The sequence below is a fragment of the Prevotella nigrescens genome (assembly GCF_031191185.1).
In the GTDB taxonomy this organism is placed as follows: Bacteria; Bacteroidota; Bacteroidia; order Bacteroidales; family Bacteroidaceae; genus Prevotella; species Prevotella nigrescens.
Window position 1 is genome coordinate 910,404 of sequence record NZ_CP133465.1, and the last position, 18,490, is coordinate 928,893.

An 18,490-nucleotide genomic window follows, 5' to 3' on the forward strand; every position below is an offset into this window, starting at 1 on the left:
AAATGTACAGAAAAACCCTATTTCTATTTGCTTTTACCTTTCTAACACACTTATTTTGTAATGCTCAAATAAACGTACAAGGGAGTGTAAAAGATTTAACTACACAAGAGAAAATTGAATTTGCTCACATTGCGGTACAAAATGCTTCCGATACAACAAAAATTCTGTATAGTGCAATAACAGATATGGAAGGCTCCTACCTTATTGAGAATATTCCTATTGGTCGCTATCGTTTTATAATTTCGTGTATAGGTTACGAAACTCTTACAACTTCCACACGCATCACTATGTCCTCTTCTGGTCAAGTCTTAACCAAGAATTTTGATTTAAAACCTTCAGTAACTCAATTGAATGAAACGGTTGTAACTGCAAGTCGTAATAATCAGAAAATAGACCATCGCTCTATTGTTTTTACAAGTGAGGAAATGAAACGAGCACAAATGGCACGCGATTTATTAAAAAATATCTCTGGAGTAAGAGAAGACTTAATGTCGGGCAAACTGACAACCAACCAAGGTAATCCTCTCATTCTTATTAATGGTGTACGATCTACCGAAAATGAACTGAGAGCCATAGCTCCCAATAAAGTAAAACGAGTAGACTATTACGATTTTCCACCCGCTCGCTATGCTTCTGCTACTTGTGTTATCAATGTCGTAACAAAACAATTAGATAACGGTTATTCTTTTGGAATAAATACTTCTAATGCCGTAACAACAGGTTTTTCTAACGATGGATTGTTTTATGCAGCAACAAAAGGAAACAGCATTTTTCACATAGAATACAATTTTAATTATCGGAATTATAAGGATTGCTTTACGCAGAATAGCTACAAATACGCATTGAATGGGATTGATTGTTTAGATGAAACTTCTGGAAAAGAAAAATTCGGCTATGCTACGCACAATATTTCTCTGAAATATACCTACACACAATTGGATAAAAAGATATTCCAAGTAACACTCACACCAAATGTTGAGCGTATATTTTCTAAATCTAATAACACAGGTATATATGTAAATGGCAATTCGGCATTGAATATAATGAGCTATAATACAGACAAAACACATACTTTCAACCCTTCCATCGACTTGTATTACTGGCAAAAGTTTGGAGAAAAAAATGAATTGACTGCCAATGTTACCACTACTTTTTTCGAAACAAATGGAAAAAATAAAAACAACCAATATGTTTTACCAGGGAATAGTTTATTCTTTCAAGACGAAATGAATTTAAACAACAAGAAGTCAAGTTTTATAGGAGAAGTAATATACACACACCAAATAGGGTTAGGAAATATAAATACTGGCTATCGTTTTGACTATTCTCACTTGTTTTCTGATTTGAAAAATCTGAAAGGAAGCTATAATTACACTTCAAATATTTGGCAACAACGTATTTATACTGCCGTGGACGGTGTAAAAAATAAGTTTATGTACCAACTAAATTTGGGTTTGACACTCTTAAATATTAAAAGTGCTATAACTTCTTACCATAGAACTCTTTTTAATCCTCGATTTATTTTGGGCTATAAGCTATCGAACAAGTCTACTTTACGTTTTGTGTTTGTCTCTGGTACTAATGTTCCAACAGTAACACAACTTAGCAATAACGTAAAAATGATTAGTAAAGACATTTACTATTCTGGAAATCCAAACTTAAGGAACGAGCATAGTTGTACAAGTGGGCTGTTATACAATTTTTATAGCAAATATCTGGATTTAGAATTAATATTAAGCCATCTTTATAAAACGAAACCAATTATAGGGTATTATAGCGAAGAAGATAATCATTTAATCTACAATTCGGTGAATGGAAACTATGCTTACACGTATGGTGGACGAGTAAATGCCTCTATAAAACCATTTGGTTCAAATTTATTGCGTTTACAAATAACATTGGATCCTTGTACGAGTACAACTTCTACAGCAGATAATAAGTTCAGTGCTTTCTCTTGCAAAAACTATTTTAGTTTAGATTTCAATTATAAAAACTTGTCGGCAAACTATACTTATTCTATTCCGACTTATTCAGCAGAGGGTATTTACAAAACAAGGAGTGAATCACAAAATAATTTGAGTATTGCTTACCAGTTAAAAAACTGGAAGTTCTCATTGGGAATGCTATTTATTAGCAAAGATGCTATCTACATTACCAAAACAAATAACAACTCTATTGTTCAGGAATACTCAGAACGCAGCATCAGAGATAACAAATCGATGTGTATTTTTGGTATTGAGTTCAGTTTTAATTCTGGAAAAAATAAGTCGATTAGTCGAAAGATAGAAAATAAAGACACCGACGCTCCTATATTTTAATGTTACAGTAACCACTTTCCACGAATAAGATAGTGCACAAAAAGATAGATTCTAATTAACGATGGATGTAAACCTCACTAACAACAAACCCATCGGTAGAATTAAGTATGCACTAAATTAATTCTACCAACGGGTTAAGAAAATATTTTTTCATTATAAAATCTTATGGTTGAGAGCGACCTTTCAATTGAAGTGCAATACTATTAGTTCACCTCATCGGTATTTAAGTCTTCAATACTTTCTTCCATCTGAATAAGACCGTTGTCACTGAGCCATCTTTTTTGATAACTTTTTTGTGCTGCTCGTGCAATATCATTAATAAACGAGCCATTCATTGCAGCCCCAATACCACCGCCAATTACAGGAATAGTTTGCCCAGCTTTACGCTTAGTAAGGTTTATACCTATTATTTTTGCAATCTGTTTTATATTCAATATGCCTTTGGCGAGGAAATTTTTAGAAGCCATTTCTCCTATTTTCTTCCATGTGTTTTTTTTGTATCATAATGGAAACCTGCTTCAAAGAAAATAAGATTGCAGTTTTTTCTTCCATATTATTCGCACTTGCTGCCGAAAGAACACCTAAGGCAAATACATTTTCTTCTTCGGCATTACTTGGATTAATGTCATATCCATAACATGCACCTATCTTGTGAATGGTACGTAATGCAAAAGTTATAATAAAAGGAATATCAACTCCCATTCCCAGTACACCTGTAGATCCAGTAGCAGCTCCTTCTGCCATAGCAGTTCCAATCGCCCATTTACGAACACTATCAGCGAGTTTATCACTAAGCTCCAAGTCTTTTTTACGTAATTCAGCTATATTATCTACTTTCCCATCACGCTTCACATCACTAATGTCAGTAAAGAATACAGCCGCTTCATTTGCTCCTTTCAACGCACTTTCAATAAGACTATCAGGGACAACCTTAGTAAAAAGCTTAGTAAAAGGACCCATAATTTTCCCCACAGCTTTACTTGCAATACTTGGTTCTCTTTTCTCCCATTTCTGTATAAGGGCGAGTTGTTTTCTTTGGTATTCCGTTAAATCCATAATTAACGCAAATTAATGCCCACTGTTTCCCAGAAGTAAGCTATTAATAATTTATTAGATTAAAAAGCGTGGGAACTTTTGCTATTACTCGACTTAGGTTCTGGACAACCTCTTATGTGTAATATGCAAAAGCCCACGCCATAAGATATACTATGTCCCATAAGGGAATAATAATCCTAAGCGTGAGCGGAATTGCCTATTATCCACATAAGATTGAATTGTCCAGATTCAGTCGAGGATAATGAGTCAAACGCTCTTTTTTTAAAATGAATTCTTTATAACGCACACCTTCTCGCAGATGCACTTGAATTTCATTTGCAAAGATAATTAAAATTTTTTATTAATTACGAGGGTATGTCAAAATAGTCCTTTTTTTTTGGCTCTTCCGGAATTTGGAGTGATGGAATTATATTTTTTAGGCTTCCTGTTGATAAAGAAGTATTGTAAACTATAAATATAAGCTCTTTATGGTGTATATAGCCCATATAAGCTACATATAGATATAGTAGTCCTTATTTTAGCACTTTATATTCTTTAATACTCAACAAATAAAGGGATATAAAAGAATCAAAGTTACAAAGGTTATTGATAATCAGATATTATACGGTATCACTCCAAATTCTGGAAGAACCCTTTTTTGCGCAAAGCCCCTACTTTCTCAAGCCAGGGCTTTGCTATGTCTTAAAGTTTTTGTACCTTTAGGCAAACAAATCCATTATGGCAAAGGTACACTTTCGTTCTTACACTGACAACAAAATGGTTCTTTTTCCTCAAAGAATCGATAAGGATATTCGGGAAGATGACCCTGTCCGTCTGCTGAATGTCTTAGTGGATGGCATTAGTTTGGATAAGGTCTATAAACTCAAGAAGGTTGGCGAAACTTGCCTGCCTTTATTCTTGTTAGAATTTGGTGGTATGATAGCGGATTATCATATTATCTTTTTCTTGCCATTATGAATATAAATGCCCTTCTTTGGTTTACCATTGAGTTTTATTCCTTGCAGATTGAACCAAGAGTTGTCGTCATCGTCCTTGCTTGCCGATGGGGTGTCTATTCCTGTTGGCTCTTCTCCCTCGAACGAAACGTCTAACTTTGTTTCCGAATCTTTGCTGTTAAGGTGGAAGAATGCGTGGAAAGGAGTGATTTTAGCATACTCCCCAGCTCGTACGAAAGCACCTTTTCCTTCGTTTCCTGTAGAACTGTAAATATAGATAGTGCCCTGAAGTTGTAGGTTGTTTGCCAACTTTTTAATGTAATCAGCCTTGTAGACGCCATATAGATTTGTGACTTCCGCTGGTGTTGTTCCTGCTATTTGTGGGTTTACTTCCACATTGTTAGCCGAGATTTCCTCTCCGTTAGATATGTATATATAGGGCTTGTTTGCCTGCATTTCCTCTTCTATAGAGAATACAATGGTTTCTTTTGCACCGTTCTCTCCTTGCATCTTACTGAACGCAAAGGCTTTTCCGCTTGGCTTGGCCGTAAACGGCAATACGAGCGTTTCTTTCTTTTTCTTTTGGAAAGAAGAACGATTGAAAGTGGCTTTGTCTGCCATGAACTTATGAGGAAGGTAGTAGTTCATGTTTCCTTTCATTGCCAACTCGTTAAAATTGTCGTCAATGTTTATTTTGAAATGGCTTGTGCGGCGTTCTCCGTTGTCTGCTGTGAGAACTGTGTTGTAAGCCCGATGTTCATCGGTTTGTCCCTTTGGCGCATATACCACTGTGTTTTCGGGCAGTCCGCTTAAAAGTTCGTCGCTTTCGTTCTTTTCCAATGGTTTCAACTTAGATAAATCGAGAGATACGAGAGCCTTGCATTGTGCAAATGCGTTTTTGGCTTGTGCCGCCTCTATGTTTGTTGGCAGGGCAATATGGTGTAGCTTTTCTATGTCCTCACCCGCAAAGAAGTTTGGGGTTATACCGTTTACACGGAATGATGGTTTCCACTTGCCTGCGAAAGTATCGTTGAATACATTCTCTTTAAATTCGTTGAAAGTGTGGCTCCAAGTTGTTTCGTTACTTTTCTTATGAACCGAAGCGGTGAAGATGCTGGGGTATTCTCCCTCTTTTAGAACTTTGTAGGTAAGGCCTTCTGCGATGAATTCCTTCTGTGGAATCATGGCACTGATAGGCAGCAAACCCTTGCAGAAGTTGTTTGCAGCGTAGATTTCAGGGTTTGTGGCATACCAATGTCCTTTCTGATTGACGCTCTTTTCGTTTACCATTGGTGCTGTTGTTCCGTCGAACATATAGAAGTCGCAATCTTCAGAATGTAGGAAAGCGTCTTCTTCAATGCTTGTCAGCGAAGGTGGCAATACCACGATTTGCAGCTTACTGCTTTCAAAAGAAGCAAGCGGAATGGTTGTTATCTTGTTGGGGATAACTATTTTGTTGTCAGCGAATTGGTTTTCTGCAAAGGTTTCCTGCCCGATTGTGGCGAGATTTGCAGGTAGATTGGTGTGCTTAAGGTTTCTGCAACCTCTGAAAGCACCCCTGCCTATGGTTGTCAGCGAGGCTGGATAGCCGATGTTCAGCAGGGCGTTGCAGCCGAAGAAAGTCTGTTCGCCTATCTCCGTAATTCCTTCTTCAAGTACTACTTCTGTCAGTTTGTCGCAAAGACTGAACGCGAAATCACCGACCTTTGTAACTTTGTACTGGCGGTTTTCAGCAGCATTGGTGAACGAAGCAGGAATGACAAGCTTTCCCACAGAGTATTGACTGATAGCTGCATTCTTACCGTTTCCAACTTCTGCGACGCCTTCTCCTGTGATGTTAAACCAAATTGGAATATCTGTTCCATTCAGTTTGGCTGTACCTTTTACGAGCGTTTCTTTCTCTAAAACAGAGGCAAAGGCAGAAAGCTGTGCGCATACTGCTATTAAAAATATTAATATATGTTGTTTTTTCATATCTTTCAATGTTGAAGATTGTATATAATTTGATGTTTAATGCTGTTATGGTTTGAACTTCTTCCAGGCTTCCTCGCCACCTGCAATGGCTTCTACGCCTTGTTGTTCGTAACATTTACCAAATAATGCAAAGTAGAAAGTCTTTCCACTTTCCACGTGTCCGCCTTTATTTACATAGGTGTATTTGACAATGTTTGGATTAGCATCGGTTCTCATTTTCTGGTAGGCACTTTCCGCATTGCTCAAAGGCACAACCTCGTCAACCTTTGAATGGAAAAGATAGATGGGGTACTTGGGCTTCCAACCTTCTGTAAGATTATTAACGGTTGAAGCTGTGTACAGGTCGTCAAATTTAGGATTCTTTTCCGTTTCCTCTCCTTTCACCTTTTTAGACATAAAGGCAAATGCTTCGGGAGTGAATATTTCAGATACCTTTATATATTCTCCCTTTGCATCTTTTTGGAAGTTATATATTTTCTTTAGTTCATTTTGTATAACCTGAGTATCTTTTTCTTTCTTCTCTATCCAATCAAGGATTCCTGTCTTGAGAAACTTCTCATTGAAGTAATCTTTTATGTTGTGCCTTCCCATGTAAGGATTGTAGTCGAGCATACCTTTTATAATAAGGGGGAGGGCTACAGGCATGTATATTTTATCCTCGGTGATATAGAATTTCAGCGTGGCGATAGGGTCGTACGGACCATCTCCGCATACCGAGCCACCCAACTGGAGGTCCTTGTCGAGAAAGTTGGTTTCTATAAACTTATGAGAAGCCATAGCTACCGAACCTCCTTGAGAGTATCCTACACAGATGGTTTTCCAATCATCTCTGAGTTTAGCACGTCCTTTCTTGCTGCTTTTGTATAGCTCAATGCCGTAGCGGAGCGCATCGACACTCTGTCGGGCTGTTACTTCCTGTGCTAAGTAAGGGTGGGCTTCGTTTTGTGTTATTCCGTATCCCTGATAGTCTGGCAATATCACCAAGCAGTTGTATGCCAACTCCGAAGCACTCTTGCTTTTTGCGTGCATGACCAACATACCCACATCGCTTTTTCAATCTCCGCTCTTTATGTATTCTGAAGGCGTACTCTTATTATCGGTTATCGTAATATGGCAACCTAAAATAATGTTGTTGATAAGAACTTTATAATTGGTTGGCATTGCTGCCAGGGCTGTCAGAGTTACAGGCTCGCCTTTGGTGTTGATGCTGGGGTAGGTGTATCTGTAATATTCGTAATTCAAGCCCCAACCTGTTGTTGCGTGATGGTCTGGGTTGTCATCATCAAAGCTGTTTGCTCGCCTTGGAAGTTTTCCTTCTATCTCTTTGAAAGATTTGACACCACTCTCGATAATCTTTGCATCTGCGACATTTACGCCGGTGCGAATAGAGGAAAAGTCTTTCTGTGCAGTAACTGAAACAGAAAGAAGAACGGCTACTGTTAGACACAGATAGCGCGTAATGTTCTTTGATAAAATCTTATTCATCTTTAAATAGGTGTAATTAATTATTTACCTGTCGGTAAGGTTAAAGTTTGAAACATTCAATGCGTAAAACATAGTAAGCATAGTCATATAATACTTTGCTGCAAAGTTCCGAAATTTTCTCGGAAAGAACAAATTATTCGCAGTAAATATCGCTTTGTTTTACATAACAGAATAGACTTAGACGTTATGTTATTGGTAACTGCTAAAAAAAGTAACGCTTTGTAAAATAATCTCTAAAAAATGCAGGTCTTAACGTTCGTTTACATCACTTTGAAAAAACTTGATATAAAAATTTGGTTGTTCAGTTTAAAAGTTTTTACTTTGCACCCAAGTTCATGACTTCTTCTCTGTTTACAATAGAGTTAGGGGTGTAAAGAGATTTATATTTCAGTATTAACAAATTAATTTTATTAAGATGAAAAAGATTTTAATGACTTTTGCTGTTGCATTTGTAGCAATCGCAGCGAGTGCACAGGTTTATGTTGGTGGTAGTGTTGGTATTGCTTCTTCTAAAGAACGTGGTGGCGACAACGTAACAACCTATCAAGTTCTCCCTGAAATTGGTTATAACATCAATAAAGATGTTGCAATTGGTACCATCGTTGGTTGGGGAAAAGGTAACCCTGTAAATATAGAGGGTGAAACTCGCAACTATCTCACAGTTGCACCTTATGCTCGTTTCAATGTAGTTCGTACAAAGTATGTAGATGCTTTCATCGATGGTGGTTTCGGTTATACCCACTATAACCATGCGCATGCAGTTACCACTTCAGTTGATGAATGGTCAGTAGGTTTGAAACCAGGTATTGCTGTAAACCTTAACAAGAAAGTCAGTTTTGTAGCTCACGTAGGTTTTGCTGGTTGGAAGTCTAAAAAATACGATGGTGCAAGCAAAGATTCACACGTTTGGGGTGTAAACCTTAATGGCAATAACATTAACTTTGGTGTTTACTACAACTTCTAAAGAGCTTGCTTGAAACAAACTTAACTTAATGTTCATAGAGAGGGATGTCGTTTAAACTGCACATCCCTCTTTTTGCATTATTTAGGAAGAAGTTACCTAAGCCTGAACAAAGACTTGTAATTAGGCTATATAAGTATATGCAGACGAATGAACGTTAGGGGCTGAAAATCTCTAAATGTCCATTACTCCTGAATGTAAGTCTGTCATTTGGCATGATATGACTAAGGGCAAAATCATGAAACGATGAATGCACACGCAACAAGCGGCTCTTTTGGATAATGAGGCGTTAATATTTTTATCTATTACAATTTTATGCAAGAGAGTACTCCCATAAATTCCTCTCTAAAGTGTATGCTGTCAAATGGTCTTCTCCCTTCTCTTCTTCTGAAAGATATCCTACTTCCTTCTTAATTTTGTTTCCCCAATGTTCCATATGTTGTTTGCTACAAACTGTAATAATAGCTTTTTATTTTTGCAGCCATCATTTTTCGTCTTGCTATAAGAAATTCAGAATAATTTGAATAATCCATATTCACGATATTACTTGGTATACAGTTTTCTTCCATATTTTGTTTCAAGGCGTCTATGTCTGATACATTTCCATAAAGCGTATGCCCTCGTTCACATTGTTCCACAGCATTTTTGAAATATACGCTTGGTGCATCGTCAGATATCTCTTTGTTTACCTGTGTGTCAAGATAAGTGAAGTTAGCAATCTGGTTGTATTGTATTCGTTCGTTGTAGCCATTATCACGCAAATACTGTTTTGGGAAAATATGATGTACATCGCCCATTAATGTAATTAAATAGCTTATTTTAGTTCCGTTGCTAAATAAGGCATTATCTCCCTTGTATATTTGTGCTGCAAGAAATACATTGAAAAATGGACTGTTTATGACTTGCGTTTCGAGTAGTTGCACCAATCTGATATTCCAGAATGTCTCCGAAAGGCTGACTTCTTCTACTTCTCGAAAGAATGTCGGGAACCCCTTTTCGCGGATACGCTTGATGTCAAAATCCATTTGTGATTCAGGAGATCCAATATACCGGCTTGTTAATGTAGACATTACGAACCATTTTGCCACGTAATGCTTAATCTGACTCTTTTCTATTGCATTATCATTATTTAGCAACAAGTATAGCGTATAGGCAAAATCTAATGTTATCTGAGAATTAATTAGTTTGTTGGAGATGAAACCAGCACCTTTAATTCCAAGTATAAAGTTGGCAAATGTATATTGATTCATAAAATCGATTACTCCTTCGCTCAGCTTGGCAAAAGACTCTTCGGCTATTAATGCTTTATACTCTCGTGTCTCAAAATCGCGTCCGCCAAGAAGGTTTACAAGGTCCTTGAGCTTTGCACGACCGAATTTATACATAAAGGCTATACGTAGAATGTCGTTATAATCAGGGTCGAATATTGTTTCTCTGTCATCTTTCAGCCATTTTAGTTTGTTAAAGTATGGAGTTTTTACGAATATAGTATCTTTAACCATTTCGCCATACCAGTCGGGCTCTATCGCTAAATGTGAAAAATAGTCGATAGCCTTACGAAGTGTATTTCCTCCATATTCTGTATTGGCAGCAATTTTTGACATTGCAAAATCAGCCTGATTCAGTTTGGTACCTTGACTGTTAATACGGATAAAAATATCTGTTACCTCATCTATATTCAAATCTTTATTCAGTGTTATTATTCCGATTTGTCGGTTCTTGATATCGAGCAAACGCATTAATACGTTATTTATATGCGAACCATTCTCATCAGGATTTCGCTTACAATACTCATTCACAAAAGCCCATTGGTCAAAGTCTGGTTTGAATAATTCCGCAATGTCTGCTATCCATTTCTTATCTTTCAATATAGCATTGTCCTGAACTTTGAAAATCTCTTCATTCTCTTCCTCCGAGGCTTGAGGATTAAATGCAATCTTTATTCTGCGTTTCTTGAAATCACTGCTTATAACTTCCATTCCGACAATTGCAGTCATCAATGCCGTAACACGCTGTTGTCCATCTATCATTATCTTCTTGCCAATAGAGAGTGAACCGTCCTTCAGCTTCATATCCGGACTTTGCGAGATAATCAGATAACCTGCAGGATAGCCCTTATAGAGAGAGTCTATCAAGTCTCTTACTTGTCGGGTCTTCCATACAAATGGACGTTGTATTTCAGGTATAGCAATCTCTCCAGACTTTATATAATTTAAAATCTGTTCAAGAGAAATGTTAGAAGCAGTAAATTTTTCTGTCATAATTATTTGTTTCAATAAAAAGGCTTACTGAAGAATTATTTATATCACTTTTTAATCCTTCCATAAGTAGTCTTTTGGTTATTGTATCAATACAAGATAACTGTTGCAAATATACTATAAAAGAATCATATGAAAGATAAAGAAAGCTAACTATTTTGCTCCACCTGATATTATTTTCTCTATTATATTGGGAATAGATACAGCTGCTTTATATCTCAAATAGGTATAGGACAGTCCTTTTATTGTGGAAAAAGCCACATGTATCTTGCCGTCCTATACTCGCTTATATAGTATATTATACTCATTGTCTCGTATTGATTCTGTTGTTATCTGACATTTTTTGCTTGTTGTCATCTTGTCTGTCCGACAATTGAGCAAAATCTGTGCTGATTCTAATAACCGATTTGGATAAAATAAAAATCCTGCTCTAAGCTTATTGTGGTGGCGAAACCTACAATTGTTGCTAAGTATGTTATAAAATAGAATAAAATATTAAAAGATTATTTATAACTTTGCAAGCGTATTGAATATATTGTAAACCATAAAAATAGCATAAACAGAATGTTCTGCACAAAAGAAAATAAACTAATTAGAAGGAATGCAGCCTATCTTGTTGCCAACAGCTTTATAAAACTTTATTTGGTCTTCGGTTTCGTCTTGCGCATTATTCTGATGTTCTCAACTCCTACAACTACCGATTTTTCGTTTATCGACATTGTTAGAAGCCTTGGAGTTGGACTGCTTTCCGACTTTGGTGTTGGAACTTTACTTACCATTCCCATATTTGTTTTGTACTTAGGTCTGAACGAATGGAAATACAACAAAATGGCAGGGTATGTGATAGAGGCGTTGTTAGCTTTAGCTTTCGTCTATTCGCTTTGGGCAAAATCTATATTTCATGAATATGGTGGTGGTGCACCTCTCATAGCACGTATTTTCTTCGGTTGGAAACTCGCAAGTTTTTCGTTGCGTTTCTTTATTCCGAGATTAAGAATGGCGTGGCGACGTGTAACAATGTATGGCACATGGGGCACGTATGTGCTGCTGTTCATCTGTGTATCGGCAGGCGAATATTTCTTTTGGCAAGAATTTGGCGTGCGCTACAACTTTATTGCCGTCGATTACTTGGTATATACACACGAAGTATTGGGCAATATTATGGAATCTTATTCTATCGTTCCACTTGTTTTATTATCTGTAATTGCTACGGCAGGCATCATAATTTGGCAGTCGCGACGACGTCGCTTTAAATTAGAAAAGCTATACACGCCGAAACTGTTAGTTGTGCATAGTTTGCTTTATGTCGTTATTTGCTCCGTTGCATTCGGGGCAGCCTCGCTTACACAAGGGTTTGAAAGTTCCAATCAATACGTTAGTCAATTAGAACAGAATGGTGCCGGCAATTTTGTTGTTGCCTTCTTCAACAATAAGTTAGAGTACAACAAGTTCTACCCTATGATGGATAAGAATGAATGTATTAATACTTATCGCAGATTATCAGGTCTGAACTCGCAAGGTTATAAACTGTTAGGCAATGCGAACGGCAAACCAAGGCGTTGCAATATTGTGCTGATTACGGTGGAGAGCCTGAGTGCAGATTTCTTAAAACATTATGGAAATACCGAGGAATTAACTCCGCGGCTCGACCAATTAATTCGGAAAAGTATGGTTTTCGATAGTTTATACGCCAACGGAAACCGTACAGTGCGCGGCTTGGAAGCACTTTCGCTCTGCATTCCCCCCAGTGCAGGCGAAAGCATTATTAAACAAAAAGCGAACCGTATGGGCGATATGTCTGTAGGAGCAGTGCTTAAAGAGCAAGGATACACAGTGCAATTTTTATATGGCGGCGATAGTTATTTCGATAATATGGGCGATTTCTTCTCTCATAATGGTTACGAAGTTATCGACAGGGCAAGCATTGACAAAAACGACGTTACTTTCGCTAATATCTGGGGAGTATGCGATGAAGATATGTTCAACAAGAGTTTGAAAGTATTTGATGCGAATGCAAAAAAGGCAAAACCATTCTTCGCACAGATTATGACTACAAGCAACCATCGCCCCTATACATATCCCGAAGGACGAATAAAAGTTGAAGGTAACCCGCATACTCGGAGTGCTGCTGTACGCTATACCGACTACGCAATAGGCAACTTTATAGAACAGGCTTCTCGTAAACCGTGGTTCAACAATACAATATTTGTTATAATAGCCGACCACTGTGCATCGAGTGCAGGAAAAACGACATTACCCACAGACCGGTATCACATTCCGTGCATTATATACAGTCCAAAACATATAGCGCCACAAGCAGTAAAGACGGTTTGTTCGCAGATAGATGTCATGCCAACTCTTCTGGCTTTGCTTAATATTCCATGTAAAGTAAGCTTTACGGGACAAAACATTTTCTCTTCTGCATATCGTCCTCGTGCTTTTATGGCAACCTATCAGAATTTAGGATATTTAGAAAACAACTGTCTAACCATACTTTCGCCCGTACGCAAAATAGAACAGTTCAGTGTGAGGTACGATAAAGATGGTACAGCCATTGAGATACCATTGCGACAACAACGTAATGATTTCATACAAAAAGCAGAAGCCTACTATCAGTTTACTAATATTTATCTAAGCAGGTAAACAAATATCTAATCATTGATATTTGGAAGTCTAAGGAAGAAAAGCTTTAGGAAATAATAAAGTCCAGGATTGGAAAGGCTGAACTTGTGCATAAAAAAAAGGAAGTGCCAATTTTGTTTTGACACAACCTATTTTTATTTGGGATTTTACAAAAAACAATCTACTTGTCTTTCTTAGCAGATACCACTCTTCTTTCCTTAATACGAGCAGCTTTACCTGTAAGTTTACGTAAGTAGTAGAGTTTTGCGCGACGTACCTTACCATATTTGTTAACTTCAATAGAATCGATGTTAGGCGATTCCATTGGGAAAATACGCTCAACGCCGATGGTGCCAGACATCTTACGGACAGTGAAACGCTTCTTTTCGCCCTCACCGTTAATCTTGATTACTACACCACGGTAAAGCTGAATACGTTGCTTATTACCCTCGACGATTTTGTAAGCGACAGTTACAGTGTCTCCAGCTCTGAACTCCGGATGCTGTTTGCCGGTTGCAAATGCTTCTTCAGCAATTTTAATTAAATCCATTTTATTTATTAATTAAATATTGTTTGTCGTTCCAATACAACGTAGTACATGACTCTTCCACGACCAGCGGTTATACCGAAAAGCGATGCAAAGTTACTATAAATTATTTAATTAACGACGGAACCGTTCGTTTTTTCAAACGTTCTTTAACTACATTTTACATTTATGACGTAAAACAAGATGGCGCAGAACTCTGTTGGCTGACAAGTTTTTACTAACTTTGCAGTAAATAAAAATGTGGAATATGAATAAAAAAATATTTTTAACAGGAAGTGTGGCTGCTGTATTGACCTGTGCACCATGTGCAGCACAACACGGAAAATATCAACTCAAAGATGTGCAGCGTAGCAGAATACTGATTGACACACGCTATGATACTGCCAAAGATACGATGGCTGTAAGGTTCTTAGCACCTTACAAACATATTGTAGACAGTATTATGAGCCCAGTGGTGGCACAATCCGACCACTATATGACAGCACATCGCCCAGAGAGCGGCTTGTCAAACTTACTTGCCGATATATTGGTTTGGGCTGCAAAAGAATATAACGAGAGAGTAGATTTTGCCGTTTACAATATGGGAGGCATTCGTGCGGCTCTACCGAAAGGTAATGTTACAGTAGGCGATGTGAACGACATTGCACCTTTCGAAAATAAAATATGTTTTCTTACACTTACTGGCGATAAGGTACTGGAGTTATTCCGACAGATAGCCCACACGGGGGGAGAAGGTGTCAGCAAGGGAGTTTGCCTGGGTTTAAGCCAACGTAACACACTTCAATATGCAAGTTTGAACGGCAAACAGATTGACCCGAAGGCAAAATATCGTATTGCTACAATTGACTACTTGGCACAGGGCAACGACAAATTAGAGGCTTTTAAGGCTAAAACAGATTTCAATGCGCCACAAGATCCATCGAATAATTCGCGATACATCATTCTGAACTATTTCAAAGCGATGACAGCAGAGGGTAAGACGATTGACAGTAGGACAGAAGGACGTATTGCTTACTTCAGTACAGACGAGGAACGCCCTGCCGTTAAGGCTATGTAAGGCGAACAAATGGAATAATAATAGAAGGATTAAAATAATGAAAAAGAATATTTTACTGATAGCCTTGTGTATGTTCAGCATTGTTGTTTTCGCACAGAAGAAGCAACTCACCATTCTGCATACAAACGATACGCACAGCCAGATAATGCCTTTCAACACCACACTTGCCGATACTCTGCGGGCAGGACGTGCGGGCTTCGAACGCCGTATAGCCATGTTGAAGGAGGAAAGAGCGAAAGACCCTGACCTGTTGCTGTTCGATAGCGGAGACTTCTGCCAAGGTTCACCCTACTTCACTATGTTCAAAGGTGATGTAGAGGTTGGATTGATGAATCTGATGCACTACGATGCAGGCACAATAGGCAATCACGAGTTCGACTTCGGACTCGATAACATGATACGAATGTTTAAGGGATTGAACTTCCCTATCGTATGTGCGAACTACGATTTTGCAGGTACGGAATTGGCAAAGATAGTGAAACCTTACATTATATTAAAGCGAAAAGGACTAAAGATAGGTGTATTTGGTTTGTCTCCAGAGCTTGATGGATTGGTGGTAAAAGAAAACTACGGTCCGTTAAAGTATTTGGATCCGATAGCATGCGCTCAGAAATGTATCAATGAACTACAGAAAAAGAAATGCGATTTGATAATTTGTATATCGCATTTGGGCATAAACATAGAGGGAATTAGCGACGAGGAAGTAGTAGCAGGTACACGTGGTATCGACCTAATATTGGGTGGACACTCGCATACCTTCCTGAAAAAACTTGTATATGTAAAGGACTTGGACGGCAGGGAGGTAGGTATTGACCAAAACGGCAAGTCGGGCATATTCGTTGGAAAGATGGTTTTAGACTTGGAGAAAAAGAAGTAGGAAAGCCAAAGAAATTGTTCCGTAATCCGGAATAAGTTCTTTTGCATTGCAAAACAGGCACTTTTAGAACGCAAAAGTGCCTGTTTTGTCTTTTCGTTTATAAGGTGTTGATTACTAAAATGTTACAAACCCAATAAAAGAAGAATAAAAAAGCTGTTCCGTGCTCTCTCTCCATAGGTGGTATCCATTTGGAAAAGCATCGCCTTTTCCCAACAAACTTATTCGAAATAGAACGTAAGAGCTATCATCTTGGAGCGCGCTTCGTTTGCTGAATTAGTGTACATCAGCATACTTTTATCGCGCAATTCTTTTGAATGATTGGTGTCTAAACAATTAGACAAGCCATACATAAACTTCAGTTCGGGGCGTAATTTAAAGAACGGAAGATAGAAGTCGCAGCCCAATCCAACCTCTAAATAAGCATCGCCACCCTTCAATCGGAAAAAATCATCGGTCTTTCCAGACAGATTAACCATTGGGTTGATACCTAACATTAGGTATGGACGGTGATTATTGAAGCGTGGAGCAGCAGCTATAAGATTAAAAGCACACGAGACGTAAGCGGTTTTTAAATCTTGCATCTTTTCGGTTGGTCGCCCATTGGCATCTAAATCGGTCAGATTTCTGAAAGTAATATGTCGTGTTCCAAAATACATTGCAGGCGCAATACGCAACTGAAAGGTTGTGTTAAGTCTTAATTCGCCCAATACGCCCACCGTAAAGCCTGCGTCCCAGCGGTCTTGGTCTACTGAAACTATCTTCTGCACAGGTCCTGTACCATTATCTAAATCAACCATTTGCGGTCCGATATTGGTAAATTCGAGGTCTTGCAAGTGTGTACCGACCATTACCCCAAAGTGGAATGGGCGCAAGTCAGCGTAAGGACGGTTCTGCACAGTACGGTCTTGAGCAAAGCTATTAGCTGATGCCACTACCAATAATATTATGTAAAAAAGTCTTTTCATATATGCCACTATAACGTTCTCTGTGTCTATTTATTGTGAAATAAGGACTTTATCGTACCTAAATTGTCTTGCAGGCGATGCATTTTTATTTGTATCTTGTCTAAATATTTCAAAATATTATCATCATTTGTAGGTATTAAGAAAATATTTTTTACCTTTGCACCATACAAAAACAAGGACGCAATAACGATCCTATACAAAAACATTATTAAAATAATAAAGGAATTATAATTATGGCTTATGTAATTGGAAACGACTGTATCGCATGCGGTACATGTATTGATGAATGTCCAGTAGGTGCAATTTCTGAAGGCGACATCTACAAGATCGACGCTAATGCCTGCACAGAGTGTGGCACATGCGCAAGTGTTTGTCCAAGCGAAGCTATTAGCTTGGGTTAATAACACAACTAATTGTTACTGATTAAATTGGGCGGACTCGTGAGGGTCCGCTTTTTCTTTTGGTAAGATTTTGATTCAATATAGTTTTTTAGGGGTGTACTTTACAACGTAATGGACAGTATAATATTCGAACAGATTTTGTTCGATATAATTCAAAGTCATGACAAATTAGGAAACTAATATAGATAATCTCTAATATTTTTTGTTAGGTGCTGCCAAGAATTAGAAATATAATACTATATTTGTAGGAATTCTGATGAACAGTATGAGGGCACTTTAGACAACAAAATAATTATAAGACAAGATATGAACAAAACTTTGTGGAACTATTATAAACAATCTGCTGATGGACAGAAAGCTATACACTTGTTTGAACCACAGCCAGAAAATGTATATGACAATATCGAAGCTATTGCTACGTTTGTGAAAAAATTGGATAGTGATATTAATCCTCAGCAATTTTTTGATATGGTATTTATTCATGAAATTAATTTTGCTGAACGATACTCCATAGGCGAAGAGACTTTTAATCGTGATACCACCAATACCACGTTCTAAAGATTACAAACAATATCTAATGTATTACTATGAAATGCGTGTAGTGCTTAATGAATTTCAGAAAGGGTATGCTCTGACAGATGGAGAACTCTGTGCTTGTCTATACGATTATGGAGCAAGAGTATTGTTAGATGCAAAAGAACCAGTAGAGAGTGAACTGCCAGAACCAATAAATGTATGGCTGACAGGGGCATCGGGTAAAGGCGATTTTGAATTCCTTGACTCTTTGGGAGAATATGAGACAACTAAGACTTCTATATGGGCATGTAATGAAAGAACTCGCCGAGGAGATATAGTAATTGTGTACTGTACCTCTCCTCGCAGTTATCTACATTCTATTTGGAGAGCAGTAATAAAAGGACTCATCTAATACAAATGTTTGTTTATAGTCAAGAAATAAGTTTAAATTAACAGTTCTGCCAATATATCTTCGTGTAAGGTTTGGTATTCACAAAATAAAGGTTTATATTTGCAAT

General features: G+C 37.7%; 18 protein-coding genes. 9 read left to right on the forward strand and 9 right to left on the reverse strand.

The features are described 5' to 3' along the window. Positions 1-2 precede the first annotated feature (2 nt). Positions 3-2,318, forward strand: a complete 2,316-nt coding sequence (locus RDV52_RS06035; protein WP_004366531.1) for a TonB-dependent receptor — start codon at positions 3-5, stop codon at positions 2,316-2,318. A gap of 203 nt (positions 2,319-2,521) precedes the next feature. On the opposite strand, the gene RDV52_RS06040 is transcribed toward RDV52_RS06035, so the two are convergent. Together RDV52_RS06040 and RDV52_RS06045 are read right to left on the reverse strand one after the other, a co-directional pair. Continuing rightward, positions 2,522-2,785 carry an EcsC family protein gene (locus RDV52_RS06040; RefSeq protein WP_004366530.1) on the reverse strand — a complete coding sequence of 88 codons (264 nt, stop codon included), beginning with the start codon at positions 2,783-2,785 and terminating at the stop codon, positions 2,522-2,524. Beyond that, a complete protein-coding gene (locus RDV52_RS06045; RefSeq protein WP_004366529.1) occupies positions 2,775-3,374 on the reverse strand; it encodes an EcsC family protein in 600 nt (199 codons plus the stop codon). The genes RDV52_RS06040 and RDV52_RS06045 overlap by 11 nt, the downstream gene beginning before the upstream one ends. 717 nt (positions 3,375-4,091) lie before the next feature. On the opposite strand from RDV52_RS06045, the gene RDV52_RS06050 reads away from it, so the two are divergent. Further along, positions 4,092-4,331 carry a hypothetical protein gene (locus RDV52_RS06050; protein ID WP_004366527.1) on the forward strand — a complete coding sequence of 80 codons (240 nt, stop codon included), beginning with the start codon at positions 4,092-4,094 and terminating at the stop codon, positions 4,329-4,331. On the opposite strand, the gene RDV52_RS06055 is transcribed toward RDV52_RS06050, so the two are convergent. From RDV52_RS06055 to RDV52_RS06065, 3 genes are read right to left on the reverse strand one after another with little or no spacing between them, the layout of a single operon-like run. Continuing rightward, complete coding sequence (locus tag RDV52_RS06055) at positions 4,304-6,283, reverse strand: leucine-rich repeat domain-containing protein (protein ID WP_004366526.1); 1,980 nt, start codon at positions 6,281-6,283, stop codon at positions 4,304-4,306. The genes RDV52_RS06050 and RDV52_RS06055 overlap by 28 nt on opposite strands. A gap of 45 nt (positions 6,284-6,328) precedes the next feature. Next, complete coding sequence (locus RDV52_RS06060; protein WP_004366525.1) at positions 6,329-7,321, reverse strand: hypothetical protein; 993 nt, start codon at positions 7,319-7,321, stop codon at positions 6,329-6,331. Positions 7,322-7,336: 15 nt separating this feature from the next. Continuing rightward, the gene (locus tag RDV52_RS06065) at positions 7,337-7,768 is read right to left on the reverse strand and encodes a hypothetical protein (RefSeq protein ID WP_004366524.1); all 432 of its coding nucleotides are present in this window, start codon (positions 7,766-7,768) and stop codon (positions 7,337-7,339) included. Between the two features lie 415 nt (positions 7,769-8,183). Between RDV52_RS06065 and RDV52_RS06070 the strand changes: the two genes are divergently transcribed. Further along, entirely contained in the window at positions 8,184-8,732 is a 549-nt protein-coding gene (locus tag RDV52_RS06070) for an outer membrane beta-barrel protein (RefSeq protein ID WP_004366523.1), read from the forward strand. 310 nt (positions 8,733-9,042) lie between these two features. On the opposite strand, the gene RDV52_RS06075 is transcribed toward RDV52_RS06070, so the two are convergent. Then, a complete protein-coding gene (locus RDV52_RS06075; protein ID WP_004366522.1) occupies positions 9,043-9,165 on the reverse strand; it encodes a hypothetical protein in 123 nt (40 codons plus the stop codon). A 10-nt stretch (positions 9,166-9,175) separates the two neighbouring features. Continuing rightward, complete coding sequence (locus RDV52_RS06080; protein ID WP_004366521.1) at positions 9,176-10,990, reverse strand: GmrSD restriction endonuclease domain-containing protein; 1,815 nt, start codon at positions 10,988-10,990, stop codon at positions 9,176-9,178. A gap of 561 nt (positions 10,991-11,551) precedes the next feature. Between RDV52_RS06080 and RDV52_RS06085 the strand changes: the two genes are divergently transcribed. Beyond that, complete coding sequence (locus RDV52_RS06085) at positions 11,552-13,630, forward strand: LTA synthase family protein (protein ID WP_004366520.1); 2,079 nt, start codon at positions 11,552-11,554, stop codon at positions 13,628-13,630. Between the two features lie 160 nt (positions 13,631-13,790). Here RDV52_RS06085 and rplS read toward each other — a convergent pair whose 3' ends face one another. After that, the gene (rplS, locus tag RDV52_RS06090; RefSeq protein WP_004364565.1) at positions 13,791-14,159 is read right to left on the reverse strand and encodes a 50S ribosomal protein L19; all 369 of its coding nucleotides are present in this window, start codon (positions 14,157-14,159) and stop codon (positions 13,791-13,793) included. A 244-nt stretch (positions 14,160-14,403) separates the two neighbouring features. Between rplS and RDV52_RS06095 the strand changes: the two genes are divergently transcribed. Continuing rightward, entirely contained in the window at positions 14,404-15,213 is an 810-nt protein-coding gene (locus tag RDV52_RS06095; RefSeq protein WP_040557037.1) for a 5'-nucleotidase C-terminal domain-containing protein, read from the forward strand. A gap of 37 nt (positions 15,214-15,250) precedes the next feature. Next, positions 15,251-16,090 (forward strand): bifunctional metallophosphatase/5'-nucleotidase, encoded by an 840-nt coding sequence (locus tag RDV52_RS06100; protein WP_004364567.1) that lies wholly within the window; start codon positions 15,251-15,253, stop codon positions 16,088-16,090. A 218-nt stretch (positions 16,091-16,308) separates the two neighbouring features. On the opposite strand, the gene porT is transcribed toward RDV52_RS06100, so the two are convergent. Continuing rightward, positions 16,309-17,055 carry a type IX secretion/gliding motility protein PorT/SprT gene (gene porT / locus RDV52_RS06105; protein ID WP_004366518.1) on the reverse strand — a complete coding sequence of 249 codons (747 nt, stop codon included), beginning with the start codon at positions 17,053-17,055 and terminating at the stop codon, positions 16,309-16,311. A 233-nt stretch (positions 17,056-17,288) separates the two neighbouring features. Between porT and RDV52_RS06110 the strand changes: the two genes are divergently transcribed. From RDV52_RS06110 to RDV52_RS06120, 3 genes are all read left to right on the forward strand, one after another. Beyond that, complete coding sequence (locus tag RDV52_RS06110) at positions 17,289-17,456, forward strand: 4Fe-4S binding protein (RefSeq protein WP_004364569.1); 168 nt, start codon at positions 17,289-17,291, stop codon at positions 17,454-17,456. 306 nt (positions 17,457-17,762) lie between these two features. After that, positions 17,763-18,014, forward strand: a complete 252-nt coding sequence (locus tag RDV52_RS06115; protein WP_004366516.1) for a hypothetical protein — start codon at positions 17,763-17,765, stop codon at positions 18,012-18,014. A 19-nt stretch (positions 18,015-18,033) separates the two neighbouring features. Beyond that, complete coding sequence (locus RDV52_RS06120) at positions 18,034-18,384, forward strand: hypothetical protein (protein WP_004366515.1); 351 nt, start codon at positions 18,034-18,036, stop codon at positions 18,382-18,384. Positions 18,385-18,490 lie beyond the last annotated feature (106 nt).